The sequence below is a fragment of the Agarivorans sp. D1326 genome (assembly GCF_056958115.1).
In genome coordinates this window covers 104531-131469 of sequence record NZ_JBTWEN010000007.1, presented here as the reverse complement: position 1 = coordinate 131469, position 26939 = coordinate 104531, and the positions used below count along the sequence as shown (strand labels likewise).

Genomic DNA, 26939 nt, shown 5'->3' with positions numbered 1-26939 from the left:
AATCTCATTCAGGCTGAACTATCTTTGTGCCGTTTTGCCCTTGTTAGGGCAGCTAATCTGCCAGAGCCCATTAAGTAGTAGGAAGACTTACTGGCAGCAAACCAAACACAACAAGGATATGTTGTAGATGATTTTATTCAGCGGGTGGACCAAGCATTCAGCAGTAGTGGCTGGATCGCTTCTCTTAACGGCGTGTTATAACGTTGGCGGAGAAGTAGAGGGCTTAAACGGCAAGTTAAGCCTACAGTTAAACGAGAAAAAACCATTGGCCATCACTCAAGATGGTCCTTTTGTATTTAAAACCAAATTACCAGCGGAGCAAGCCTTTACCGTTGCGGTTGTTGACGAGCCGATGACGCAATCTTGTACGGTTACCCCCGAACAAGACGTAATGGCCGAACAAGACTACATGCAGCTTGTTGTTGCCTGTGTCGACAAGCCTTGGGAGCCGCATTTTCCACCTGTTGCTAACCCCAACATTGACCTTACACCGCCAACTGAGTTAGCACTGGCTGGCCCAAATCAGCTGCGTTTGAACTATATTGACCCAGCAGCGGCCACTCGTGAAGATGCTGCTGCGGATTACGCCTCGTGGTCGCTTCATTTATGGAACAACGCTGCTTGTGATGCCATTGCTGAGTCGGCATTAAATGCCGAATGGGCCGATCAATCTCTGGTACCAGCAGGTTATGATCAATATGGTCCCTACTGGGAAGCGGACTTAAATAAAGAGTCTGGCTGTGCCAACGTGATTATTCGTGACGGCAGCCTCTCGAAGTTAATTGATGCCGATTTAGCTATTTCTATTGACCAGTTCACCGATCGCAGCGTGAGCGTTATTCAAGGCAATAGCCAGATATTTGATAGCCGAGAAGAGGCTTGGAGTACTAACCCTCCTGGTTTGGGCATTATTAATGCCTCGGCCCACTTGGTTGATGCAAATACCTTGGTGTGGTCAGACGCTATTGCTGCAGATTATGTACGTTTGTACTCATCTGCCGATGGTAGCTTTACGGTTAACAGTAATGGCACCGTAGATGGCGCATACCAAATGGTGATGCTAGAGCCGGGTCAAGTGAGTGATGAAGCGCAAGCCGCTTTCCCTCACCTAGACTTTAGCTCTGCTTATCAACTACCAGATGATGCAGACCTAAAGAGCTTGCTGAAAGGCGAAGTGGTCGCGATGGCACTTACCGCCGAAGGTTATGTGTATAAAACTACCGAGGTGCAGTTTGCTGGCGCGTTAGATAGCTTATATGCCGCAGCCGATGATGATGCTGTTCAGCTAGGCGTAAGCCCTAGTCAAAAAGGCTATCAATTCCAACTTTGGGCACCAACGGCTCAATCGGTAACTCTGCAAACTTACAACAAACGTAAAAAAGCCAAGCGTGCTTATCCCATGGAGTGGCAAGCTGACTTAGGTACCTGGTTGGTTGATACGCGAGTTAAACACGGCCAATATTATCGCTACGTGGTAGAGGTTTATCACCCAGCTTCTGGTGAAGTAGAAACGCTAGAGGTAACCGACCCCTACTCGCTAAGTTTGGCGACTAACTCTCTGTATTCGCAAGTTGTTGATTTAGAGCACCGTAAAACCAAGCCAGCCGGTTGGGATTCTCACGTAGTACCCGAGCTGCCGATGACTAACATGAGTATTTACGAAGCCCACGTACGTGACTTTAGTGCTCATGATCTATCAACTAGTGAAGAAAACCGTGGTAAGTACCTAGCCTTTACGGAGCTAGATTCTGCGCCAATGCAGCACCTTGCTGAGCTAAAACAAGCTGGCCTTACCCACCTTCACTTGTTGCCTGTTTTTGACATCGCCACCGTTGAAGAAGATGACGCTCGCCGTGTTGAAATTAGCGACACTGTAGGCAAGTTATGTAGCATTCAGCCAGACAATGCCTTGTGTGGCGTTGAATCTAATGGTGCAGTGATTGCTGACTTATTAGAAGCCTGTGACCCTAGCACCCAATGTGCCGACGACATTGTTGACTCATTACGCTGGTTAGACGGCTTTAACTGGGGTTACGACCCATTCCACTTTGGCGCACCTGAAGGCAGCTATGCCAGTAACCCAGATGGTTTTGCGCGAATTAAAGAATTCCGCGCCATGGTGCAGTCGGTGCACGAAATGGGTTTACGGGTAGCTATGGATGTGGTGTATAACCACACTAATGCCTCTGGCCTAAACGATAAATCGGTGCTTGATAAAGTGGTTCCTGGTTATTACCAGCGTCGCAATGCCATTACTGGTGCGGTAGAAACCTCTACCTGTTGTGACAATACTGCCACCGAACACGCCATGATGGCCAAGTTAATGAAAGACACTTTGGTTATTTGGACGCGTGATTACGGCATCGATGCCTTCCGCTTTGACCTCATGGGTCATCAGCCTTTAGCGACCATGGAAGAGTCGTTAGCGGCGGTTAAAGCGGCAGATCCAGACAACTACTTCTACGGTGAAGGTTGGAATTTTGGTGAAGTACAAAACGATGCTCGTTTTGTTCAAGCAACTCAGCTTAACTTAGCGGGAACCGGCATTGGGTCATTCTCAGATCGGATGCGCGACGTAGTTCGTGGCGGCAGCCCATTTGATAGCGCCGAAGCGATTCGCGGTTCTCAAGGTTTAGCCAATGGTTTGTTCCATGATCCCAATGAGCTAAATGCCAGTGATGATGCTACCAAGCTAGTATTGCTACAGCATACCGACATAGCACGGGTAGAGCTGGCAGGCTTGTTGTCTAGCTTTAAGCTAATCGATGCCAATGACCAAGTGGTTACAGGTAGTGAAGTTGACTATAACGGCCAACCAGCTGGTTACACAGCCTCTCCTTTAGAGGCTGTGTCTTACGTGTCTAAGCACGACAACCAAACACTGTGGGACATTAACCAATACAAATTGCCAAGTGGTATGAGCCCTAGCGATCGTGTGCGTGCGCAAAGCTTTGCTTTGAGCTTCCCGCTATTAGGCCAAGGCGTACCATTTATTCACATGGGCTCTGATGTTCTTCGTTCTAAATCTATGGAGCGAGACAGCTACGACTCGGGTGATTGGTACAACAAGGTAGATTTCACTGCTCAAGACAATAACTGGAATATGGGGCTTCCACGCTACGGCAAAGATGGTCTTGATGGTAATTACCCATTAATTGGCCAGATTATCGCAGACCCAAGTACCGACGTAGCGGCTGGTGATATTGCCCAAGCTAAAGCGGTATTCAACGAGTACCTAGCACTGCGTAACGCCACACCATTAATTGGTTTGGGCAGCGCCGATGCGATTAATACTCGTGTGGATTACCACAACACCGGTAGCGCGCAAACGCCGGGTCTAATTCTTATGTCGGTGAATGACGGTGCCGGCCTTGAAGATCTTGATGCTAACTACGACGCTATCTTAATCGCCTTTAACGCCGGCGCAGAAGTGCTTGGTTTTGATACTGGCATTGCTGGTTTAGAGCTACATCCTAGTCAGGTACAGTCTGTTGATGCTGTACTAGCCTCGGCAAGTGTTAACGGCACCGCGATTAACGTACCCGCCTACAGCACAGTAGTATTTGTTCTGCCGCAAGGTAATGAGCAAGGAGTGGGTATTCCGGTTACTGATAAGTACGACCCAGCCCAACCTACCTTTGGTGACACCGTGGTGTACCTGCGTGGAGGCATGAATGGCTGGTCTACCGACAATCCACTAGAGTACGTCTATGACGGTGAATACAGTGCATTAGCTGACTTAGTGGCGGGCAGCTACGAGTTCAAATTTGCCGATGCAGATTGGGGCGGGCAAGGGGTTAACTACGGTGGCTTTAGTGCTGTGGTTGCTCAAGGTTCGTTGCCAATTGTTACCGGTGCTGACAACCTAAGTGTGACCATTGCAGAAGATGGCCAATACTTGATTAGCTTTGCTGTAGACAAGGCTGACCCAAGCATCGCAACGGTAAGCATTACTTCCCAAGTTGAAGAAGCACCCTATGGCGATACCGCGGTATTACTGCGCGGTGACATGAATGGTTGGGACGAGAGCTTACCATTTAGCTACATTGGCAGTGGTATTTACAGTCAAACCGTTAATCTTGCTGCGGGTGATTATGGCTTTAAGTTAGCCAGTGCCGATTGGAGTACGGTTAACTTGGGCGGTGGTTTAGCTTTAGCGGCTGGTGGCGAAAGCGTAACCCTGCAGCCGGGTAGCAACGACAACCTAAGCTTGAGCATAGCTACAAGCTCAGATTATACCTTTACGCTTAATGCGTCTGATATTGCAGCACCTAGTCTATCGGTAAGTTTTGCAGATGTTGGCGCAGTGTGTAGCGAGCTAGCTACCGTGGCGGAAGACGGTCCACTTGCTGAAGCCTTAGCCATTCGTGGTGAAAACTCCGATTGGGCTTGGGACGCAGCCTACGCCTTTAGTCATAAAGGTAATGGTATTTATCAGGCGGTGGCTGACTTTAGCGGCACCTTCATGTTCAAGCTGGCCACCGACGATTGGGGCACCCAGTATTTTGTGGTGGAAGATGACAGCTTGATTGAGCTTGAAACCGATGTTGAGTACCTTGCAGTAAGTGGTGACGCAGGCTTAAGCAATAACAGCATTACTCTTAGTGAAGGTCGTTACGCCTTTAATCTAGATGTATCGGGTGACCAAGCCACTTTAAATGTGTGTGAAATTGGCACGGTTAAAACCGAGATCCCAGAGCCAGTAGTGGCCGATGGAAAAGCGGTAATTAGCTTTGTTGATGCCGAGTCGCCAGTGGCTGCCCCTGCAACTAAATACGCTAGCTGGTCACTGTACATTTGGAATGATGCCAGCTGTAGCGCAGCAGATCCAAGCATGACACTAGACTGGGCCGATCAAAGCATCGCACCCGCGGGTGTTGATGAATACGGCCCATACTGGGAAGTAGACTTAGCCACACTAGACGGTTGTTTCAACTACATCATTCGTGATGGCGCGTTAAACAAAGTTGTAGAGGCTGATTTACAACTCAACCTCACTAACTACCCTGAGCGTGCTGTTGCGGTTATTGCCGATGGTCGCGAATATGCTACTCGCCAACTAGCGTTCCAAGGTTATAGCGAAGAGCCAGAGTATGACTATCTTGCTTTCCAATGTGCTGTCGAAGACCAAGCTAAGTTCAACGACTTGCGGATTTACCAAGTAATGACCGAAGCCTTTATCGACGGTGACAGTAATGCAGATTATGGCACTGGTTATGGCAGCAGCCATCACAAAGGTGACTTGCAAGGCATTATCGACTCGCTAGATTACATTCAATCACTAGGTATGAATGCCGTTTGGCTCACGCCTGTGTTTGAGACAGTAGCGGTTGATGGCCAAGAGCACTGGATAGATCGCTTAGATGCAACGGGTTACTTTGCTACCAACTACTTCAATATCGACCCTAATTTTGGTGATATGCAGTTAGCTAAAACCTTGGTTGATGAAGCTCACGCCCGCGGCATGTATGTATTCTTCGATGGTGTATTTGGTCACTTTAAATCAAATGCTCAAGACTACGCATCGCCAAACGGCCTAGCAGTTACCGAAACAGGGCCTGCACAAGGTAGCCTTGGCCGCCGATCTGAGTATCCAGAAGATTTAGCCTTCTTTAAAGAAGTCGCCAAGTTCTGGATCGAAGAGCTAAAAATTGATGGCTGGCGCTTAGACCAAGCCTATCAAGTACCGGTAGGTGCGTGGGGCGAGATCCGCCAAGCGGTGGCTGAAGCTTCGCAAGGCGTAAGCTACCAGATGAATGGCGAAACCGTTAACCCACTGGGTTACATGGTTGCCGAAATCTGGTCAGGCGAAGACCAAATTGCCGAAACCGGCTACGGAACCAATGAGCAACACGGTTTATGTAGCGCCTTCGACTTCCCTGGTCGTTACCGCGTAGTGCAAAACTTTGCCGCTCAAGAAGATGGCTTCTTCTTTACCGATGCCTCTACACTTGCAGGTATATTTGATACCCATGCAGTATACCCAGAGCACGCCATCCCTAACTTAATGATTACCAACCACGATGTAGTTCGCTTTGGCGATTTACTGCAACGTGCTGGTATTGCCGAGCCTAGTGATGCCGAGTACTGGCAACGTCACAAAGCGGCTTACGCCTTCTTAGCTGCGTACACTGGCCCTATTACCTTGTATTACGGTGATGAGATTGGTGATGAAGTGGCTAATTTTGCAGAAAGGTTAGATTGTGCGAGTGACGGCGGCGTTGGAGCAATTGCAGGTTTGTGTGATGACCACGTATCTCGTTCTAGCGGTAAAGTGGAAGGATTAGCCAGCGAGCAAGGCGGTGAAGCTTTCACCGCTAATGCCCAACAAGCTGAGCTTCGCGACTATATCGCCGAACTTATGCAGCTTCGCGCTAATTATCCTGCGCTTAGCCAAGGTGAACGCCTGAGTGTGTTGAGCGTTGGCGAACTATACGCCGATATGAAGAGTCTAGGTGAACAGCAAGTTCTCTATATTGCTAACATGACCGCGACAACTCAATTGGCAGTATTGCCACCTGAGTACATGGGATTGGGTAATCACAATACTTTCCAAGATCTGCAAAGCAATGAGCAATACGCATTTGCTGCTGGAATTGTTGAGATAGAGCTAGCGCCATTTGAAGCTAAGTTCCTATTAGTGGGTGGCGAAGAGCCTGCTCAGCCTTACAGCGAAACCGTATATCTACGCGGAGATTTGAATGGCTGGGATACTAGCCTCGCCTTTGAATTTAAAGGTGCAGATACCTACGATGTTAGCGTGACCTTCCCTGCTGGAACCACTGAGTTCAAGTTAGCTGATGCTAATTGGGCAAATCTCAACTTTGGTGCGGGCGTAGATGGCGCTGAGCTAGAGGCTGCAAGCTTTAAAACACTTGCTTCTGGCGGTGGTAACCTAAGTATTACACTTGAAGAAGCCACTCCATTAGTGTTTATTTTACAAGCCGATGACCCTGCTAATCCGGTACTGATTGTAGAAGCTGATCTAGCTTATGCTCCTTACCAATATACACCGGTTTACCTGCGTGGTGATATGAATGGCTGGGCCGCAGGCCCAGATAGCCAAATGCTTTATCACGGTAGCGGTAAATACGAGATTACGGTGCAACTGGACGCGCAAACTTACTTGTTCAAGTTAGCCGATCCAGATTGGACTAGCATTAACCTCGGTGGTGGTACCGAGACTCTGGTAAACCCAGAGTTACCGCTGCAACTGTTCGACGGTGGAGCAAACTTAAGCTTTACCCCAGCAGCGGCAGGTAGCTATGACTTTGTGTTAGATGCCTCCGACCCAACGGCAATAAGCCTAACAGTGCGTTAGTGCTTAGCATGTAAAAACTAAAAAGCCGCTTTTAAGCGGCTTTTTTATTTGCAACAACTGCAGTGGTATCAGCGTCTGTGTTTAACCGTATATAAGCACTAAACACCGCATTTCCGTTTTCTAGAGAGCCAAATTTTACTCGGCGTCTTTATCTATTTCTTGCTCTGCGCTAGCGATGATATCGTCAAGGTCTGACGATTCTTCCACATCTGGCCTTTCTGGGCGATTGGCGGGTTTTGCCATAATCTCTAAGTAAAACGATGGCAATTGCTGCTGCTCGGCTTTATCCATACAAGCATTAATTTGCGAAACGTGGATCTCTTCTGCTTCTTCTTGAGTAGGCCCGTACTTACAATCAAAGGCCCAAAAATCGGCACCGGCAGGCAAGGTTTTGTTCTTCTCGCGGCGAATATATTTTTTAGCATCATACTTAGCGGCTTCAACAATGCGCGCCAATTTAAGCTTGGGGTGAGTAAGCGGATAAGTCTTTTTCATAATAATCCTAGAAAACTGCCGAAAGTAGCAAAGGGAGGCACACTGTAATGATTCTAGGCTATAGAGCAAGGTTTAATCGAGAAAGATTGGCAAAACATCGCAAACAAAGTATTGAACGTAACTGATGTATATAGCTTTAGAGCTAGCTAGTAACTCCTAGCGAATCAATAAATACTTTAGCTTCCTTTACACCCTCTTCAAGCGAGAATACCAAGCCGCATTCAAGCTCGTTGTTACCTTTAACCACTGAGTATTCGCAACCGCCGCGATATTGGTCAGCGTTATTCTCTATGAAAAAAGTGTATCCCTTATATGTATCTTCAAAGCTTAACTCTGGGTAGCTGTCTTCTATCATGCTCAATCCTCCGGTTTACTGTTGTTATTATCTAGCGAGCAAAAGGTGATAGTCCACCGACTATGAGTCACATGAGTACAGTGAATAGATATATGCTTATATTGCTATGCACTGCTCGATACTAGGAAGTGGCAATATAGTTACATTTTTTAAGGATTGCCTGGTATGATTGCCAAGCTTTTTTATTGGTAGCTGTGGAAAAATGAAAACAGGTGAAGTTCTTGTAATCGACCTATTCGCCGGGCCTGGTGGGCTTGGTGAGGGCATATCATCAGTTGTTGATGGAAATGGTAATAAGCCGTTTAAAATTGGTGTTTCTATTGAAAAAGAACCGTCAGCCCACAAGACCTTAACAACAAGAGCTTTCTACAGAAAAATTCAAGATCTTGAGAGTGGTCTAGCGAGTTATAACGCTTACTTAAACGGCGAGTTAACACGTGAAGAGCTTTTCGAGTTATTTCCACTACAAGCCAATGAAGCTCAACAAGAAACCTTATCCACTCCTCATGCTTTAGGTGAAGATAACCAAGAGATCCACTCTCGAATTAAACAATTAGTAGAAGCCCATGGCGACCGCCCTAAGGTAGTAATTGGTGGTCCGCCTTGCCAAGCATATTCTATGGCTGGTCGTTCCCGCAATGCTGGTATCAAAGGCTATAAGGCGGAAAAAGATCACCGTAATTTCTTATACAAAGAGTACTTAAAAGTACTCTCTATTGCTCAACCAGACGTTTTTATAATGGAAAACGTACGAGGCATATTGTCTACGAAAATTGATGGGGAAGTGATGTTTCCCCGTATTTTGAAAGACTTGCGAGCTCCGGGGCGAATCACAAAAATTGCTACCCCTAGGTATAAAGTTTTTTCCTTAGTGGTAGACACTGAAAACGTAAATAATCCTACATACGACGACCCTACGGACTTTTTAATTAAAGCTGAGAACTATGGTGTTCCTCAAGCTCGGCACCGCGTGATCTTGTTGGGTGTTCGTGCTGACGTTAAAGGAGCTCCAGGGACACTTGCGCGCAGAGAAAGGCAAACGACAGTAGAGCAAGTTTTATCTGATTTGCCTAAATTGAGAAGTGGTTTTTCTAAGCGAAAAGATGAAGTTCAAGAGTGGCAAAAAGCCGTTTCTAAAAATGGAACACTAATAAAAAGGTTGCTTAAAAAGCAATTTGAGCAAGCAAAATACTTAGATCTTAAACCGATTAAACAGTTACCCAGAAAAGCTACTCAGCCGATTAACCAACCAGAACTCATGCCTGACCATTTGATTCAGTGGTATCGCAACAATGAACCAACTTGCGTGCTTAACCATGAAACTCGCGGCCATATGGAAAGCGACTTGCTCCGTTATGCTTTTAGTGCAGCATTTACCGAATTAAGTGGAGGGATATCGCCCAAAGCACGAGATTTTCCTGCTGAGTTAGCACCAGCGCATGAAAACTGGACGTCAGGAACTCATGCAGATCGTTTTAGAACCCAAGCTGCGAATAAGTGCTCTACAACAGTAACCAGCCATATCTCAAAAGATGGCCACTACTTTATCCATTATGATCCTCAGCAGTGCAGAAGCTTAACTGTACGAGAAGCTGCACGACTACAGACATTTCCGGACAATTACATATTCGAAGGGAACAGAACACAACAATATGTACAGGTAGGGAATGCTGTACCACCGTACTTAGCTCAGCAGATCGGTATATTAGTGACGGGTTTATTGTCCTGAACTTTACTCTGTTCTAATTGTTTCCTTTACTTTTAAGTGAACTTATACATTTAACTATCAAGTTGCTAAATAATTCATTTAACTCTAATACGTTCAAAGCTTCTAATTGTTTTGTTTTTATTATGATGCTTAAATTTTTAGCGATTATTTTGGATAAATCATCTTTATTTGAAACATTAGGAATATGTTGAGATAAGGCATGCAGCCAACATATTCTTAACCTCAAGTTACTTCCAAATAAGCGCTCCATAACATCTTGAAAAATTTGTTGTTGGGACAATAGTACTCTCGTAAAAACAAACCTATCACTTACTTTATATACTGCTAATTCAGCGTCTTTCTCCCATGGTGCAACTGTCAAGTGAGCTGCCCACCAAAGCCTAGATATGGCATTTCTTCTCAATGCAGCCAAACCTCCCTTTCTACTATCAAACCAGTGCTCTAAAACATACCTGTCAGTTTTATTGTCGCTATTCCACCTGTATAAGCAATATTTCCAAAACTCTCTATGGGCTAATGTAGCCCAAAGCCTCATATCTGCGGCTTGTGTGGGATTTAGTTCTCCAATATATGAATATAATGCGATAGCATTATCTGCTTCATTATCAGTCTTTTTCTCATTAACGCTCAAACTTGGCGGCAAGTCTGTTATATTAATTTGGGTAACTAGTAACCGTCGATCATCTATTTCAAGTGCATTACTGTTTATAGAATATTTTTCTTCAATATACTCTTTATTTATAAGTTTTTGCTTTAGCTCGGTAATTAAGTCATTGGAAAAAATTTTTAATTTAGCCATTGTACTATTCCTTTAAGTTATCTAATACCGAATTGAGATTTTTAAACGTTCGCTCAATAGGGGAATCTAAAAGAAATTGTGCTGTTTCAAACGGCTTATCAATATCTAGTTTCTTTTCGGCAATGAGTGCTTGTAGTCTTGAAGACCACATAGAGTCATTATGTTTTTCTATTTCACGGATAGCTTCCGCGAGCACTGGAAATATTAGTGAACTATGAAGTACGCTATAAGCTCTATCTTTAATACCGGCATATCCATTCCAGTCTTGCTTGGATAACTCTACATATATTAAATCATCATCAAGAGTTATTTCGCATGGCCCTGATTGGAACTCTCCAGGCATAATACGGATAAATGAGGACATAGGGGCTTTAAGCGGATCAAACTGCTTATCTATTTGAACTTTAAAAGAAGGTCCAATAGCTAAAACACTTCTGTTTTCAACAAAAAACTGCTGGTTTCCATAGTCTTCATTCATGAATTTAGGCGAATAATTTTCAATATCTTTCATGGCTATTATAGATACATCTAGATTTACCTCGCCTTCAAGGTTAGAGCTATCAAAGATTTTTTCCCATGCTTGACTACTTACTATATCGATAACTCTGAAGTAAGTTCTTGAGCACATTATCCTGATGAGCCATGCAGCTTTACCATTTTTAATGAATTCAGATATATCTGGGTGTGTGATCTTTAATTCAGGTAGTTTTAAAATCAAACGGTTTTCGACGGCCTTACTATCTAAATCACAATCGATAATATCTGCATCGATGTCATCTCTATTTCCTAGGACTGGATATGGATATGAATAAATATTGCTAGCCAAAATTAACCTCCAACTGTTAAGCAAAGCTCTTCAGGTCCATCTAATACAACATTAACCACCTTTCTAACATCTGGTTCTAATGAAATCCCCTGAATTTTAGAACCTGAAATTTTAAAAGACTGACCTGAGTTTTCATCTTTTGCGCTTAACACATTAATTGAATAGCTGTTATCTTCACCAACAGCATTTAGGATTAGATCCCCATTTAGCGCTTTTTTCGATTTGATTATTAGCTTATATTCGTCGTTGCTTTTAAAGCTTCTAAACTCAATCTCGTTGATAGATAGGTTTTTTGGGGGCCTACCTTCTCCTTTTTCTCTTGTATTATCTGAACTGCTTGATTCACTTCCTACTATCTTTTCTCCACGTGAACCTATTCCAAACTTAGATTTCTTCTTTTTCTTCTTTTTCTTCTTTAAAGAGGTCGTATCTTCTACTCGTGCACCTGGTGGCTTCTGCTTCACAGTCTTGCTTGATATTATATCATTGAATGGTTTGGTTACTTTGGAGCCAGTTTCAATGTCCACTTGTTCATTGCTTGGGAAAATATTACCATCCTGATTTTCTTCTACATCTTCAATTTCAGCCGGTAAATAATTACCTAGAAATGGCACGTCTTCTTGGTCATTTAAGTCCATTCCTCTAATGTCTTTCAAAGTCTCTTTTACAAATTTATTTATATCGCTCAGTACTTTCTTAGCTTCTTTTTTTTGTTCATCTGACCAATTTCGAGTTTGTTCTTCACTCCACTTTTCATGAGTTGCATCTTCTAACTGAGCTAAGTACTTATTACCTAATTTATTGTCACAAATTAGGACTCCTGCAAACCCATTTAATAAACCACTGCCAAAGTGCTGAACAATAATTCGGGGGCTTCTCATCGTGGCCCACCTATTAGGCATATCTTGATTTTTAGCATCTCGATATACATAAAATTCAACTTTACCAATTTTAGGGATTATTTCCTCAAATGGTTTTCCGTTTACAGGGTTAGTCAGTGCTTTATGAAAATAGACAGTAGCACCAAGGCTTTTCATATGCTCACGTCTGCTGTTTTTACTAGAGTCTTCATCGGCGGCTAAAGAAATTTGTTTTTCCAAATTATTATGATCAATTCTTGTTGATATATGGCCATCATTTTTAATTTGTACAATTAATTGCTTATTTTGAATTGCAGCAAAAAAGTGCTCTAATATCGAATGCCGAATAGTCTCATTCCAATTTTCTTCGTGGTATCCCGATACCCATATATCAGTTCCAACTTTATCTCTTTGAAATTCCTTCGGAATATTAGAGTCATCACGACAAGCTTCCCAATCTTGTCCTTCATTTATAGGGGTGCACCACCAACCAATATTTTGGCTTTCTGCACCAGTTGATGGATCTGGAAATGTAGCCAAAATTGATTTACCAACAAAAACGTTACCTTCCTCAGTCTTCGATGAATAAAAAATAGTCCTTAATGGTGAGTGTGCAAACGGAGCCCTTTGTCCAATTCCATATGTTCCACCTACATTAGCCTGCTCAGAACTTGAACCTGATAAACGAATTAGTTTATAAAATGATTTTGTGTCATCAGAGTCGCTTCCGACTAATCCTGTGGTATTTTCATCACTTATCTTTAAGAAGTTTATAGTTGGTTGCTCTAAAATATCTAAACCTGTTTTAAAAAATGAAGCCTCATTAGCTGTTCCATTCTTTACATGCTTAGCGCACTGTTCAAAAATAGAAAATAGCTCATCTCTTCCTGGGAAAGAAGATGTAGATAGCTTTACTAGTTCAAATGTTGCAATAACAGGTTTTCCCGAGTCATCAGGGTTATCTCCCATATTTTGAGCTGTTTCTCTAGCAAGAGATTTCTTATGACTAAATTGGACTATTCCCCCATCATTAAGTCCTTTTCTCTCACCACCCCATAAAGGAGGAAAGTACCAGTTAGGCATATCTATAGTTCCTTATTAAAGCTTAAAAATTTCATCATCACTGCTACCTTTAGAATCAAATCTAGCTTTCATTTCTTCCAGCGACTTTTTTAGCGTCGAATAGATTTTTTTTACGTCTTGGTCACTATAATCATAGTTGCTCTTGTTAGAGAGATTACCAATCAACTTTATATCTTTTAATGTCTTAGACACTCTTTTTTCTGCAAGTTCAACGAACTTGGCTCTATCTTTTTCACGTGCCATTTGATTACCCTGCACTTTTATTGATTATATATTCCAAGAGTACATATTATATCTGTTTTTTGTCAACATTTTGGAAGTACATTTTTCATATATACGTAAAAATGTATCGTTTTTGGTTTGATCTAGTGGGTTGGAAGTGTCGTAATGGCTAGATTTTTTTAGTCACAGGGTTCGTAAATATGCAAAAAATCTCAACATATCGGCTTGTAATAAAGTACTTTAATTCATTTTTAAAGTAGCGGTATCTATCCATTATCCTAGCCTCTTCCAGATTCCTATAGAGCATTTAGCCCTAGTGCTTTCGGCTAGTGTCTGTGTTAATGCGATTAGGCTTCAAGGGGTGGAAGGATTTTGTACTATGAAGCATAAACGCTATAGAGTCATTTTTAAATCGCGAGTGCACTGTAAGTGCTTAACTTATTTGCCCTTTTTAGTTTTAAGAATATGATTACTCTGAATCTTGAGTTTGCTCTCTTGCCTGCTTCATAGAATCCAAGCGGCGGCCAAAGGCACTGCCTTCTTAACACAAGATAACCGCTTAACGATCTCACTTTGCGGCTTAGTTTTCTTACGCTTAACTGCAAGTCTTCTGTTTAAACCGTTTTTTGTTCATCGAAATGCGCCTATCGATATTGTCTTTCTAAATACATTTAAGCGATCTTCTGAACGCTTTTGTAAAACTTGCCTATTGTTAGATTTGCGAAGATGAGGTGCTGCTTGGCGGGGGACACTGATAAGAGCACGATATTTACTAAGTGTTAATTTGTTGGCCTAAATTCGTGCTGTTTTAAGCCAACAAGTTACAAAAGGTCGAGCTTGAGCTTTAAATTAGCAGTTACTCTAAGTTTTGGATCTGCTCGCGCATTTGCTCGATTAAAACCTTAAGCTCTACCGCAGCTTGGGTGATGTCGGCGTTAATCGATTTAGACGCTAGGGTATTCGCTTCGCGGTTAAACTCTTGCATCATAAAATCGAGGCGTCGGCCGCAGGCGCCGCCTTTTTTAAGGATTTTTTGCGTTTCACTTACGTGTGAATCTAGGCGGTCTAGCTCTTCAGCCACATCAATTTTTTGCGCTACCATAATCATTTCTTGCTCGATGCGCTGCGGGTCTAGCTCGTCAATCACATCGGCTAGGCGGGTTTTTAAGCGCTCGCGCTGCCATTGCATCACTGCTGGCATTTGCTCACGTACAAAGGCCACTTGCTCGGTAATTTTATCAAGGCGGGTGGTAATCATTACCGCGGTATTTGCCCCTTCGCTGGCGCGGCTTTCGATAAACGCCGTTAGCGCTTCTTGCCAGCCTGCGAGTAGCTCTTTGCTAATGGCGTCAGCGTCTTGCTCGGGAGTTTCCATTACGCCAGGCCAGCGCAGTATGTCTACTGGGTTAATTTGCCCGCCCGCTTGCTGCTGTACCCATTCGGCATTTTGAATAAGTTGCTCGGCTAAGGCTTTATTTAGCTGCAGTTCGCCACGGTTGGCTTGGTCGGCCTCGAAGCGCAGATTACATTCAACTTTACCGCGCTGTAGGGCCTTGCGGATTTTGTCACGCAGCACTGGCTCTAGGGAGCGAAACTGTTCTGGCATGCGCCAGTAAGTTTCTAGGTAACGTTGGTTTACGCTGCGAATTTCCCATGTTGCACTGCCCCAATCGCCTTTAAGTTGGTGGCGTGCGTAGCCTGTCATGCTGTGGATCATAGTTGAATGCCCTTAATAAATTTGCTCGATTATAGCGGCTATTGGGCGCTTAGTCAGTCTAGGCGTGACCAAGTGCGATAAAAGCCTATATAATAGCCGCGAATTTTAAATTACAGGGTTATTACCATGCGTCCGAACGGAAGAGCTGTTGAACAAATGCGTCCAATTACTATTACTCGAAACTACACGGCGCATGCCGAGGGTTCTGTTTTGGTCGAGTTTGGCGATACTAAAGTGCTATGTAATGCCTCGGTAGACGATGGTGTGCCACGTTTCTTAAAAGGTAAAGGCCAAGGTTGGATTACCGCTGAATACGGTATGTTACCGCGCTCTACCCATAGCCGTATGGGCCGCGAAGCTGCTCGTGGTAAGCAAAGTGGTCGTACTCAAGAAATCCAACGTTTAATTGGTCGCTCACTGCGCGCTGCGGTTGATTTAGAAGCGCTGGGCGAATACACCATTGTAGTGGATTGTGATGTTATTCAAGCCGATGGCGGCACGCGTACTGCGGCTATTACTGGTGCTTGCGTAGCCTTGCAAGATGCCATTTGGTGGATGATGGAGCAGAAGAAACTAAAAGTTAGCCCTCTTAAGCAGCTTATTGCTGCAGTATCGGTAGGTGTGGTTGATGGCAAAGTAGTGTGTGACCTTGAATACACCGAAGACAGCGTAGCCGAAACCGACATGAACGTTGTTATGTGTGAAGACGGCAACATGATTGAAGTGCAAGGCACTGCAGAGGGTGCACCGTTTAGCCACGAAGAATTATTAGAAATGCTGGCCTTTGCTAAAGAGGGTATTAGCCAAATTAACATTGCCCAGCGCGAAGCCCTAGCTAAGTAATTGAGAGAGAAAAATGAAAGCTTATCAACGAGAGTTTATTGAATTTGCTTTAGCCAAAGGCGTATTAAAGTTTGGCGAATTTACCTTAAAGTCTGGCCGAACTAGCCCGTACTTCTTTAATGCTGGTTTGTTTAACACAGGTCGCGATTTAAACCGTTTAGGCAAGTTTTACGCTGCGGCGCTACAAGACTCAAATATTGACTATGATTTGGTGTTTGGCCCTGCGTATAAAGGGATTCCTATTGCTACCACTACCGTGGTTGCTTTAGATGAGCACCACGGTAAAGATGTGCCTTACTGCTTTAACCGCAAAGAAGCCAAAACTCATGGCGAAGGCGGCAGTTTGGTTGGCTCTGAGTTGGCTGGCAAAGTGATGTTGGTGGATGACGTAATCACTGCTGGTACGGCGATTCGTGAATCTATGGACATTATTAATGTCCATAACGCTGAGTTAGCAGGCGTGCTTATTGCCTTAGATCGCCAAGAGAAAGGTAAAGGCGAGCTGTCGGCAATTCAAGAAGTTGAACGCGATTACAGCGCTACGGTTATTTCGATTGTTAAGTTGGCTGATTTAATCACCTACTTAGAAGAACAAGGCGATAATCAAACTGCACTAGAGGCAGTGAGCGCTTACCGTGAGAAGTACGGTATTGCTTAGCATTTATAATATCTAAACCTAAGGCGGCTTTGTTAAGTCGCTTTTTTGTACCTAAAATACGTTAATTGTCATTAGTGTATTGATGGTTTTGTTTTTAAAAGATAGAGTAGCGTGGCTTGGGGTTTAATACCCCACTAATTAGGATATTTGCATGTAATTCAGAGAACTAAGGAAGTCTCATGTCTGTTGAACTAAATGCCACAAAAACTCAAATCTCTCTGCTCGTGTCAAACGCCTTAACCGCGATTAAAAACCGTAACACCGACGCTCAATGGGAGCAAAAAGTGAAAGCGGTTGCTGATAAATTAGCGCATTTAAGTAAAACCATTAAATCATCTAAAAGTAATGTGCAGCACTTTGGCAACGCTCAACAAAAACAGGCTGCGCCGCAGCATCGTTTTAGCGCTAAGCAATCAACCAATAGCAAATTGGCTAATATGAATGGCTTAGAAGAGGCTGTGAACAGCGCTATGAAGAAGATTGCAAAACAGCTTAAAGATGAGTCGGTTAAATCTCCGTTTAAAGACAAAAAAGCTTATGAGTTGATGGATATGTTAGCCGGTGAGGTTAGCTCTTATGAACAGTTGTTAAACTCTTTAGAAAGTTTGGCTAAAAGCGCGTCTACTGCTGCAAATACCAGCAATACCATGGTGATTCAAAATAATACCACTTTGCTTAAAGCGCAGGGGGTAAGCGGGCCTAGCGTTCTTATGCTGGTGGCATTATCGCTGCGTGTTGTTGCGATGATGATAGCCTCCAAACAAAACTAGCCACTGACTTATTGGCTGCTTAAAGGCTGTTTAGTCTCTGCCTAAGCAGCCTTGGTTTTGCTAATCTCGTTCGCTCTCGCGCTCCGACATTCTTGCGCCCACTAAGCTTGCTACCAATATTGCCATGTAGAACTGGCCAAACACTGCTTCACTAAAAGTGAAAAAGCGGGAGATAGGCGTATTAGGGGTGATTTCGCCGTATCCTAGGGTGGTTAGCGTAACAAAGCTAAAGTAGATGAAGTCGGTCATTTGGGTGCTCCAATGCTCTTTAGGCACCCCGTTAAATGCGTCGTTTAACCAAAAGTTTAAAATGGTATATAAATGCGCCCAGCCTAGGCCTATCAACAAAAAGATACAGATTGCGCCAACAATTTTATTGCTATCTATGTGGCCGGTAAATAGCACCTGTTTCAAAGCTGTCCAGGTAGTTAATACCAAATAACAGAACACAATGGTGAGGTATAAACTCACTAAACCTTCTGCTTCAAACCAATAACTAAAAAAAGCCAGTACCGAGGTGGTGAATAAGAAGCCGATGCCCGTTACATACCATAAGCGCTTGCCTTTGGCCTGCCACACTCCAGCGGCTAGCACCAGTACCATGGCTATTTGTAAAAACCTAAAACCGTCTCCTTGCCAGAATTGATCTAAGCAAGCGGCGAGAAAGATATAACCCACCAAAGCAATGGTAAGAAAGTAGAAGTTGTTCTTTTCGCTCCAATCCATGAGCTTTTTCATGTAGCTAACCTAATTCAATGGTTTAGTTAATAATTTAGCAAATTTGCTGACGAACTGCTTACTTATTCTATTGCTGACAAAAGCTTGCGATAGCTCGCAACTATGCAGTTTATTGAGTGTTCATTTTGATGTAAATCAAGCCAAGATTGCTTAGCGAAAACAGATGAAAAGCTAGCTTCTACACTGTAATTATCACCAGTTACACGGGAGAGCAGATATGCGATTTAATCAACTAAAACTGCTGCTAGAACACTTTGTATCGTGCCGCGAAGCAATGATGGCCCTATATCGGCGCTTGGAGTTAAATAGCGATGCAGAGCGAGTGCGCATGTTACTGGCTTACCTGCAGCATCAAGAGCGAGAAAATGCCGAGCATTTACAGGATTTTATTAGCCAGGCCAAACCTGAGTTGTTAGAGACTTGGACCGACATTCGCGTGGAAAAAGATTTATTGGACTATATGGCTAAGCTGAGTCAACCAGCCGATATTAGCAGTGATGATGTAAGCAATTTGGCCTTGGAGCTTAGTGAGCAGTCTTTAAGCTTATTACGCTTAGCTAAAGATGAGTTAACCATGTTAGGGGCGAGGCAGTTTTTAGCTAACTTGATTGAACACCAAGAAAAACGCCAACAGCAAATGGTGCATGCCACTCATAGGTTAGATGATATTTAGCCAAATGTAGGGCACAAAAAAGCACAGCCTAGGCTGTGCTTTTTATTTGGTATAAAGCGGCGTATTAGCTGGCGACTTTATCCAAGTGAACATCCATTTGTGGGAATGGAATTTCGATGCCAGCATTATCTAGAGCCACTTTGATGTTTTCGTTTAGGTCAAAGTAAGCTCCCCAGTAATCGGCGCTATTTACCCATGGGCGAACGACTAGGTTCACTGAGCTGTCGGCCAATTCGCTTACACCAATAGTGATGTCTGGATCTTTTAATACACGAGAGTCTGCTTCACATACTTCGCGCAATATCGCTTTAGTTTTAGCTAAATCGGCGTTGTAGCTAACCCCAACCACCAAGTCTACACGGCGGGTAGGATGGGTAGAGTAGTTTACAATGTTACCGCCTAATACCGCGCCATTTGGTACAACAATTTGTTTGTTGTCAGGCGTTTTTAACACGGTGGTGAAGATTTGCACTGATGCTACCGAGCCCGCTGTACCCGCAATCTCTACAAAATCACCGGCTTTGAATGGGCGGAAACCAATAATAAGTACACCTGCTGCAAAGTTAGACAATGACCCTTGCAAGGCCAAACCAACAGCTAAACCAGCGGCACCAATAATGGCAACAAACGAAGCGGTTTGAATACCAATGCGTGATAGCGCAGCAATAATCACAAAGGCAATAATGATGTATTTCACCATTGAGCCAACAAAGTGACTAATGGTTGTATCTAATTTGCGAGCGTTCATTAGTTTTTCTACGCTTGACGCCATTACGCGCGCAACGATCATACCAACAAACAAAATGGCGATAGCAGCAGCAATGTTGATTGCGTATTGCATTAGCAGGTCTTGGTTGTTCTCAAACCAACTGGTACCTTCGGTAAATACGTCCATGTGTTAAGCCTTCTTATGGAGTGAAATTAGCTACAAATTTAGCAGCTTTTTTAATACAAACAAGTGTCTAGATTTTTTACAGAAAGGTTTAAGGCCTGCCGGGGGATTTAGCAGGCCTATTAAGCGCTTAGCTTTGCACTAGCTGCTGCTTTAAAAAGCCCCAGTGAGTGTCAAATTGGGCGGTAGGTTCTAGCTTAAATTCACTGCGCACGTATTGGCTAATACGTCCTTCGGTATAGGCCAGTAACAAGGTAGCTAGGCTGTTTTCTTCAATTAAGAAGCCTTGTCCTTCACGTAGCCTACGCTCGCGTAATACTTGTTTAAGTTGCACTTCAATTTTGTCGAACAAAATGCTGACTCTGGCGCGCAAACGCTCGTGCTCACCTTGTAAGGCATCACCAGTTAAAATGCGGCTTAAGCCTGGGTTGCGCTCGGCAAAACCCAGTAACAGCATGAGTATGTGCTGGCAGCGATTTAAGGTGTCTTTTTGTTCTTCCTGAATCAGATTAATGCGTGATAGCAAGGTTTCTTCGATAAACTCTATTAAGCCTTCAAACATCCTAGCTTTGCTGGGAAAGTGACGATACAAAGCAGCTTCTGATACGCCTACTTCTTTGGCTAGGCTTGCAGTGGTGATGCGTTGTCCGTGGCTGGTTTCTAACATGCGCGCTAGCGCCTGCAGAATTTGTTCGCGGCGATTGCTTTTTGGTTTTCCCGCCATGGTTATGGTAATCCTTTTTATTAGTCTATTAGCGTACTACTTGAGAACCGTTTACTTTGTACCGGAATGGCCAAATCCACCTTCACCACGCTGGCTAGCGGCAAAATCTTCTACTATCTCGAAGCTAGCTTGTACCACAGGCACAAATACTAACTGGGCGATGCGCTCGCCGGGTTCGATGGTAAAAGTAGTTTGTCCACGGTTCCAACAAGACACCATTAATTGTCCTTGGTAGTCGGAATCGATCAGTCCAACGAGGTTACCCAGAACAATGCCGTGCTTATGGCCAAGGCCAGAACGCGGTAAAATGGTGGCAGCAAGAGTAGGATCGGCAATATGAATCGCTAAGCCAGTAGGAATTAGCTCGGTTTGGCCGGGGGCTAATGTTATGGCTTGGTCTAAGCAGGCGCGTAAATCCATACCTGCTGAACCTGGTGTCGCGTATTCTGGCATTGGAAAAGTAGTGCCAATTCTTTGGTCTAGTATTTTTAGTGCTATTTGTTTCATTTTTTTGTTTTGATTATTGTGCAGCGTACTGCTTGGCAATTAATGCCATTAATTGTTGTGCCAATTCTGATTTATCAGCGAGGTCTAATTGCTGATGGCCAGTTGGCCAAAATACCGATAAGGCATTTTGCTCACTATTAAAGCCTTGTTCGGGCTTTGATACGTCGTTGGCGGCGATCATGTCTAGGTTTTTTCGCGCCATTTTGTCTTGTGCGTAATGTGCTACGTCTTGTGTTTCAGCAGCAAAGCCCACCGTAAAGGGTTTGTTAGCTAATCCAGCAATGGTGGCTACAATATCTGGATTTTTCACTAAACGTAACTGCATTTCGTCGCTGTCATCGGTTTTCTTGATTTTTTGTTCAGCAACATCGGCTACTCGGTAGTCGGCGACTGCTGCGCAAGCAATAAAAATATCACAACTAGCTACTTGCTTTAGTGTTGCGTCGAGCATTTGTTGGGCAGTATTTACCGCCACCTTATTAACGCCAGCTGGTGTATTTAAGTTCACCGGGCCTGAAACTACCGTAACCTTGGCGCCAAGTTGTTTGGCAGCAGCAGCTAAAGCAAAACCCATTTTACCGGAGCTGTGATTGCTTATATAACGCACCGGATCAATCGCTTCACGAGTTGGGCCTGCGGTAATCATCACATTTACGTCTTTTAGTAGCGCTGGGGCTTTGGGAGCAAAAAACTCTTTAATGTGAGTGAGCAGCTGAGCGGGCTCAAGCATCCTACCTGGGCCTACATCGCCACAGGCTTGTTCGCCTTGGGCTGGGCCCCATATATGTACTTGGCGTTGCTTAAGCTGGCTTAAATTAGCCTGAGTAGCAGCTGCTTGGTACATTTGTTGGTTCATTGCTGGCGCAATGGCAATGGGGGCGGCAGTTGCTAGCATCAATGTGCTTACTAATTCGTCGGCCAAACCATGGGTAAACTTAGCAATGCTATTGGCGGTAGCGGGCGCCATCACTACTAAGTCTGGCCATTTGGCGTAGGCGATGTGGCCCATGGATGCCTCTTGAGCAGGGTCGACTACCTCCAAGCCTACTGGTTCGCCAGATACTGCCTGTAGCGTTAAGGGAGTAATAAAGTGGGTGGCGTGGTTGGTCATTACCACTTTTACTTCTGCGCCTTGCTCTTTTAGACGACGCACCAACTCTGGCATTTTGTATGCCGCAATCCCGCCTGTAATCGCGAGTAGAATCTTCTTTCCCGTTAACATGCTGATACCGCTTCGATAATCTCAGTTTGATATCGGCAAGCCTATCACAAAACTTAAGATCTCCGCATACACAAGCCAGCAGTTTCGACTACGCTTGTTTTTATTGATTCATTCATTAGTTATTAGAATACATGGCAATTTGTGATTGGCCGGCCGAACAGCGGCCAAGAGAAAAGCTATTAAATAGTGGTGCCCAAAGTCTAAGTGATGCTGAATTACTGGCAATTTTTTTGCGGGTAGGATGTGCCGGACTAGATGCAGTGAGTTTAGCTCAGCATTTACTCGCTCAGTTTGGCTCCTTACGAGCAGTATTAGCTGCCGATCATCAGCAGTTTTGCGCAGAAAAAGGTTTGGGTAGTGCAAAATTTGCACAATTACATGCTTCAATTGAAATGAGTCGACGTTATTTGCTGGCCGATATTAGTGAAAATAGTGTGTTAGATAGCGCCGAATCGGCAAAAAACTACCTTTCTATGGAATTATCTCACCAACAACGTGAAGTATTTGCAATATTGCTATTGGATAATCAGCATCGAGTGGTACAATTCGCGCCGCTATTTTTCGGAACGATTGATGCCGCCAGTGTTTACCCACGGGTGGTGGTACAGCGAGTATTAGAAAAAAATGCTGCTGCAGTAATATTTGCCCATAATCACCCCTCGGGTGTGGCAGAGCCAAGTTTGGCTGATAAGCAAATTACTACCAAATTAATCAAGGCCTTAGCACTGATTGATGTGCGAGTTTTAGACCATGTTGTAGTCGGCTGTGGAGAGACTGTGTCTTTCGCCGAGCGCGGTTGGATCTGATCTTTGTTCAATTTTTAGTTGATCTAGGGTTCTATTTCCTGTATAAAATGCGGCCTTTCTGTCGTCCCGGGCGACGGCCTAACGGGGCATGAACAGATGCTCGAGCAGAAGTACATATTTGGAGAAGACTGACATGTCTAGAGTATGCCAAGTTACTGGTAAGAAACCAGCTGTTGGTAACAACGTATCACACGCAAAAAACCGCACTCGTCGTCGTTTTTTGCCTAACCTTCAATCTCACCGTTTTTGGGTTGAGACTGAGAAACGTTTTGTTAAATTACGCGTATCAACTAAAGGTATGCGCATCATCGACAAAAAAGGTATCGACGCTGTTTTAGCTGAGATGCGTGGTCGTGGTGAGAAGGTATAAGGAACTAAGAAATGGCTAAAGGTATTCGCGAAAAAATTCGTTTGAACTCATCAGCTGGCACTGGTCACTTCTACACCACTGATAAGAACAAACGTAACATGCCTGAAAAAATGGAGATCAAAAAATTTGATCCTGTTGTTCGTAAGCACGTTATGTACAAAGAAGGCAAAATCAAATAGATTTTGGCTTTAATGAATCAAGAAGCTCAGCTTAGGCTGGGCTTTTTTTTGGCTGTTTTTTAGTGGCTACAACAACCTAGTGCCCTTTACTCACCAAAGACTTCCCGCTTATGATGCTCCTAATTAAAGGAGAATCTCGATGAAAATGAGCCGCAGAGGCTGGAATAACATCATCATATTTGCTGTTGCCTCGATGATTTTGATTTTCAAATACGTAGAAATGAATGAACAGGCCGCCCCTAGCGAGCAAGCAGCTGTTGGTCTGTTATTGCCGCAGGGAACCACCATTTTACGGATTGAATTGCCTGAAGTAGTAATAGAGCGGGTTGGCACTCAATGGCGCAGTGAACCGCCTCTAGAGCGTTCGGTAGCTGTTATTGATGCGTGGTTACATATTCAACTAGAACCTTGGCAGGATGCTTTAGGTGGCGCAGCAATTAGCCGTAGCATAATGGTTTACTTATCCAACTCAGCCGTGCCGCTTGAACTAACCTTATTTAGCTTGGGCGAGCAGCATTGGCTTACCAACTGGCAAGGCCAGCTTTTGTCTGTGGATAGCGACAGCTACCATGCTCTTTTCCCAACGATGAGTTCACCCGATGCCTGAGTTACCAGAGGTAGAAACCAGCTGTCGCGGGATTAGCCCGCATATCGAAAAACAAGTGATTAGCGAAATAGTGGTTCGCCAACCTAAATTACGTTGGCCAGTGCCTGAGTTGATCCAGTGCTGTGTGGGTTTAGCTATTTTGTCGGTAACGCGACGGGCTAAGTATTTGCTGCTGGAAACTGAAGCTGGCCACATCATTATTCACTTGGGCATGTCGGGTAGTTTGCGAATTGTTGAGCAAGGCCTAGCAGCCGAAAAACATGACCATGTAGATATAGTATTAGCAAATGGAAAAGTGCTTAGGCTTAACGATCCTCGTCGTTTTGGCTGTGTATTGTTTAGTCAGCTACCCGTTGAGCAACATAATTTGTTGGTTAATTTGGGGCCAGAGCCCTTACATGATGAGTTCTCAGCTAAGTATTTAATTGAGCAAGCCAGCAAGCGAAGTGTGGCGATTAAGCAATTTATTATGGATAACAAAGTGGTCGTGGGCGTAGGTAATATCTACGCCAACGAGGCTTTATTTAGAACGGGCATCCATCCTAAACGTGCTGCTAACAAAGTGAGCAAAGTGCGCCTAGAGATGCTTACCGACAACATCAAACAAGTGTTGGCGGAAGCCATTGAACAAGGTGGCACTAGCCTTAAAGATTTTACCAATGCCGATGGCAAGCCTGGCTACTTTAAGCAGACCTTAGCGGTATATGGCCGAGAAGGCGAAGCTTGCGATACTTGCGGGGAGCTGATTAAGGCATTACGTATTGGCCAGCGCAATACCTTCTTTTGCCCACATTGTCAGCGCTAGCCCTTTTATTTAGCGAGTTTCTTACTGACGGATTTAGCAACATGCGGCGCAACAAAGCGTTCTATTTCGCCGCCATGTTTGGCCACTTCCTTAATCAGGGTGGAGGAAATAAAACTCACCCCCTCGCCTGGTGTAAGAAACACGCTTTCTAAGTTGGGATCCAGTTGGCGGTTCATATCGGCCAGCTGCATCTCATATTCAAAATCAGAACCGGTGCGCAAGCCGCGCAACAATACGTTGGCATTTTGTTGTTTGGCTAAATCTACCAATAAGCCTGTAAAACCAATCACTTCTATATTGGTATTGGTACTAATCGTTTGTTCCAGCAACTTAACCCTTTCTTCTAAGCTAAACAGAGGTTGTTTACTGGGGCTGGCGGCAACCGCCACAATTACTGTGTCAAACATACGCGCCGCGCGTTGGATTAAATCGCTATGGCCGTTGGTCACTGGATCAAAGGTGCCAGGATAAATTACCCGAGTTGTCATGTAGCTATGCCAAAAATTGATGTTAGTTGGATTATAACCCCAAGCTTTCAGAAGATGCAGGTATTCACGCTAAATCCTGTTAAAACGTTCGGGAAAAGATTTACTTAAGCTGCTTGAGCTAACTAGCTCACAGGCTTGGGGAAAATTCTTGAGCCGGAGTGCAAGATTGGTCACAATGCGCAGGCTTAATGATTGGGACAAACACATGCAAAAACTGTTGGTAGTGCGAAACGACAAAATTGGCGACTTTATGCTGGCGTGGCCCAGCTTTGCGCTGCTAAAAGCTTCAATACCTAATTGTGAAATAAGCGCTTTGGTGCCTAGCTATACCGCTCCTCTCGCAGAGCTTTGCCCTTGGATTGACAAGGTAATTATTGATTGCGGAGCGGATAGTGATGCTGGTGCGCAAGCAGCACTACTTAACGAGGTGAAGCAACAGCACTTCGATGGTTATTTGTGCTTGTTCTCAACCATGCGTAACGCTTGGCTAGGTGCACGCGCCGGTATTAAATTACGCTGTGCGCCTGCCACTAAGCTTGCTCAGTTTTTGTATAATCACCGAGTAAAGCAACGCCGCTCTCAATCTAGAAAGCCTGAATTTGAATACAACTTAGAACTTACTCGCGCTTTTTTAACTAAGTTGCAAGTCAACCCGATAGAGCCTACTACTCCTTATTTGCAGTTTAGCGCTGAGCAAATTGCTAAACGTAAGCAGGCTGAGTTTGCCGAGTTGGATGCTAAAGCCTTAGCAATGGTACATATCGGCAGCGGTGGCTCGGCAAATAACTTAAGCATTGAGCAGTATTTTAGTTTGATTGATTGTCTGGCTAAGCTTAAGCCCGAGTTACACTTTGTGATTACTGCAGGGCCTGGCGAGTTAATTGCCGCTCAAGAGTTGGTGAATCAGTTAGATACTGCAGAGGTGTCTAGTCAGCTATATTATTCAGAAGAGGGCTTAAAAACCTTCTGTGAAGTATTGGCCTGTGCTGAAGTGTTTATTGCTGGTTCAACCGGGCCGCTGCATATTGCAGGAGCTTTAGATGTGCCAACTGTTGGCTTTTTCCCAAGTCGTCGCAGTGCAACACCTCTGCGTTGGCAGCCTCTTAATAGCCAAGGCCGACATATTTCTTTCTCGCCGCCGGCAGGTGAGCTTACTCAAGAAGATATGAGTTTGATTAATGTGAGTGACTCAGCTGTTAAAATTAATTTGTGGTGGCAAAAGCTGCAAACAAAACAAGTAGCAGAATAAA

General features: G+C 44.2%; 25 protein-coding genes. 12 read left to right on the top strand and 13 right to left on the bottom strand.

The window, feature by feature from the left end; all coding sequences use genetic code 11:
- Positions 1-127: 127 nt before the first annotated feature.
- Entirely contained in the window at positions 128-7321 is a 7194-nt protein-coding gene (pulA, locus tag ACYFDN_RS14580; protein WP_483511704.1) for a pullulanase-type alpha-1,6-glucosidase, read from the top strand.
- 135 nt (positions 7322-7456) lie between these two features.
- Here the strand turns inward: pulA and ACYFDN_RS14575 are convergent, their stop codons facing one another.
- Entirely contained in the window at positions 7457-7816 is a 360-nt protein-coding gene (locus tag ACYFDN_RS14575) for a DUF6172 family protein (protein ID WP_483511702.1), read from the bottom strand.
- A gap of 142 nt (positions 7817-7958) precedes the next feature.
- The gene (locus tag ACYFDN_RS14570; RefSeq protein ID WP_483511701.1) at positions 7959-8171 is read right to left on the bottom strand and encodes a hypothetical protein; all 213 of its coding nucleotides are present in this window, start codon (positions 8169-8171) and stop codon (positions 7959-7961) included.
- 169 nt (positions 8172-8340) lie between these two features.
- Here ACYFDN_RS14570 and ACYFDN_RS14565 point away from each other — a divergent pair, with 169 nt between their 5' ends.
- Positions 8341-9900 (top strand): DNA cytosine methyltransferase, encoded by a 1560-nt coding sequence (locus ACYFDN_RS14565; protein WP_483511700.1) that lies wholly within the window; start codon positions 8341-8343, stop codon positions 9898-9900.
- 13 nt (positions 9901-9913) lie between these two features.
- Here ACYFDN_RS14565 and ACYFDN_RS14560 read toward each other — a convergent pair whose 3' ends face one another.
- The 5 genes from ACYFDN_RS14560 to ACYFDN_RS14540 form a co-directional block, all read right to left on the bottom strand.
- Positions 9914-10699, bottom strand: coding sequence for a DUF6339 family protein (locus ACYFDN_RS14560; protein WP_483511698.1), 786 nt, complete (start codon positions 10697-10699; stop codon positions 9914-9916).
- A 4-nt stretch (positions 10700-10703) separates the two neighbouring features.
- Positions 10704-11525 carry a hypothetical protein gene (locus tag ACYFDN_RS14555; RefSeq protein ID WP_483511697.1) on the bottom strand — a complete coding sequence of 274 codons (822 nt, stop codon included), beginning with the start codon at positions 11523-11525 and terminating at the stop codon, positions 10704-10706.
- A 2-nt stretch (positions 11526-11527) separates the two neighbouring features.
- Complete coding sequence (locus ACYFDN_RS14550; protein WP_483511696.1) at positions 11528-13468, bottom strand: hypothetical protein; 1941 nt, start codon at positions 13466-13468, stop codon at positions 11528-11530.
- Between the two features lie 15 nt (positions 13469-13483).
- On the bottom strand, positions 13484-13711 hold the full coding sequence (locus ACYFDN_RS14545) for a hypothetical protein (protein ID WP_483511695.1): 228 nt from the start codon (positions 13709-13711) through the stop codon (positions 13484-13486).
- An 835-nt stretch (positions 13712-14546) separates the two neighbouring features.
- Entirely contained in the window at positions 14547-15407 is an 861-nt protein-coding gene (locus tag ACYFDN_RS14540; protein WP_483511694.1) for a YicC/YloC family endoribonuclease, read from the bottom strand.
- 126 nt (positions 15408-15533) lie between these two features.
- Between ACYFDN_RS14540 and rph the strand changes: the two genes are divergently transcribed.
- The 3 genes from rph to ACYFDN_RS14525 all read left to right on the top strand — a co-directional run bounded on the left by rph (position 15534) and on the right by ACYFDN_RS14525 (position 17678).
- Entirely contained in the window at positions 15534-16250 is a 717-nt protein-coding gene (gene rph / locus ACYFDN_RS14535; protein ID WP_152785282.1) for a ribonuclease PH, read from the top strand.
- Between the two features lie 13 nt (positions 16251-16263).
- On the top strand, positions 16264-16908 hold the full coding sequence (gene pyrE / locus ACYFDN_RS14530; protein ID WP_472589578.1) for an orotate phosphoribosyltransferase: 645 nt from the start codon (positions 16264-16266) through the stop codon (positions 16906-16908).
- Between the two features lie 179 nt (positions 16909-17087).
- Positions 17088-17678 carry a hypothetical protein gene (locus tag ACYFDN_RS14525; protein ID WP_483511693.1) on the top strand — a complete coding sequence of 197 codons (591 nt, stop codon included), beginning with the start codon at positions 17088-17090 and terminating at the stop codon, positions 17676-17678.
- A gap of 60 nt (positions 17679-17738) precedes the next feature.
- On the opposite strand, the gene ACYFDN_RS14520 is transcribed toward ACYFDN_RS14525, so the two are convergent.
- Positions 17739-18416, bottom strand: coding sequence for a potassium channel family protein (locus ACYFDN_RS14520; protein ID WP_152785288.1), 678 nt, complete (start codon positions 18414-18416; stop codon positions 17739-17741).
- A gap of 217 nt (positions 18417-18633) precedes the next feature.
- On the opposite strand from ACYFDN_RS14520, the gene ACYFDN_RS14515 reads away from it, so the two are divergent.
- Complete coding sequence (locus ACYFDN_RS14515) at positions 18634-19089, top strand: hypothetical protein (protein ID WP_221075332.1); 456 nt, start codon at positions 18634-18636, stop codon at positions 19087-19089.
- A 64-nt stretch (positions 19090-19153) separates the two neighbouring features.
- On the opposite strand, the gene mscS is transcribed toward ACYFDN_RS14515, so the two are convergent.
- The 4 genes from mscS to coaBC form a co-directional block, all read right to left on the bottom strand.
- Positions 19154-19984: a small-conductance mechanosensitive channel MscS gene (mscS, locus tag ACYFDN_RS14510; protein ID WP_016400156.1), complete on the bottom strand. Its 831-nt coding sequence runs from the start codon at positions 19982-19984 to the stop codon at positions 19154-19156.
- A gap of 127 nt (positions 19985-20111) precedes the next feature.
- Positions 20112-20705 (bottom strand): nucleoid occlusion factor SlmA, encoded by a 594-nt coding sequence (gene slmA, locus ACYFDN_RS14505; RefSeq protein WP_016400155.1) that lies wholly within the window; start codon positions 20703-20705, stop codon positions 20112-20114.
- Between the two features lie 51 nt (positions 20706-20756).
- A complete protein-coding gene (dut, locus tag ACYFDN_RS14500; protein WP_221075330.1) occupies positions 20757-21212 on the bottom strand; it encodes a dUTP diphosphatase in 456 nt (151 codons plus the stop codon).
- 13 nt (positions 21213-21225) lie between these two features.
- Positions 21226-22434, bottom strand: coding sequence for a bifunctional phosphopantothenoylcysteine decarboxylase/phosphopantothenate--cysteine ligase CoaBC (gene coaBC / locus ACYFDN_RS14495; RefSeq protein WP_483511692.1), 1209 nt, complete (start codon positions 22432-22434; stop codon positions 21226-21228).
- A 131-nt stretch (positions 22435-22565) separates the two neighbouring features.
- Between coaBC and radC the strand changes: the two genes are divergently transcribed.
- The 5 genes from radC to mutM all read left to right on the top strand — a co-directional run bounded on the left by radC (position 22566) and on the right by mutM (position 25201).
- A complete protein-coding gene (radC, locus tag ACYFDN_RS14490) occupies positions 22566-23240 on the top strand; it encodes a RadC family protein (protein ID WP_221075328.1) in 675 nt (224 codons plus the stop codon).
- 133 nt (positions 23241-23373) lie between these two features.
- Complete coding sequence (gene rpmB, locus ACYFDN_RS14485; RefSeq protein WP_016400150.1) at positions 23374-23610, top strand: 50S ribosomal protein L28; 237 nt, start codon at positions 23374-23376, stop codon at positions 23608-23610.
- Positions 23611-23633: 23 nt separating this feature from the next.
- Positions 23634-23789 carry a 50S ribosomal protein L33 gene (gene rpmG, locus ACYFDN_RS14480; RefSeq protein WP_285762680.1) on the top strand — a complete coding sequence of 52 codons (156 nt, stop codon included), beginning with the start codon at positions 23634-23636 and terminating at the stop codon, positions 23787-23789.
- 139 nt (positions 23790-23928) lie between these two features.
- Complete coding sequence (locus ACYFDN_RS14475; RefSeq protein WP_483511691.1) at positions 23929-24396, top strand: hypothetical protein; 468 nt, start codon at positions 23929-23931, stop codon at positions 24394-24396.
- Positions 24389-25201, top strand: coding sequence for a bifunctional DNA-formamidopyrimidine glycosylase/DNA-(apurinic or apyrimidinic site) lyase (gene mutM / locus ACYFDN_RS14470; protein ID WP_483511690.1), 813 nt, complete (start codon positions 24389-24391; stop codon positions 25199-25201). The genes ACYFDN_RS14475 and mutM overlap by 8 nt, the downstream gene beginning before the upstream one ends.
- 5 nt (positions 25202-25206) lie before the next feature.
- On the opposite strand, the gene coaD is transcribed toward mutM, so the two are convergent.
- Positions 25207-25689, bottom strand: coding sequence for a pantetheine-phosphate adenylyltransferase (gene coaD, locus ACYFDN_RS14465; RefSeq protein WP_483511689.1), 483 nt, complete (start codon positions 25687-25689; stop codon positions 25207-25209).
- Positions 25690-25894: 205 nt separating this feature from the next.
- Between coaD and ACYFDN_RS14460 the strand changes: the two genes are divergently transcribed.
- Positions 25895-26938 carry a glycosyltransferase family 9 protein gene (locus ACYFDN_RS14460; protein WP_194164209.1) on the top strand — a complete coding sequence of 348 codons (1044 nt, stop codon included), beginning with the start codon at positions 25895-25897 and terminating at the stop codon, positions 26936-26938.
- The last annotated feature ends 1 nt before the right edge of the window (position 26939 follow it).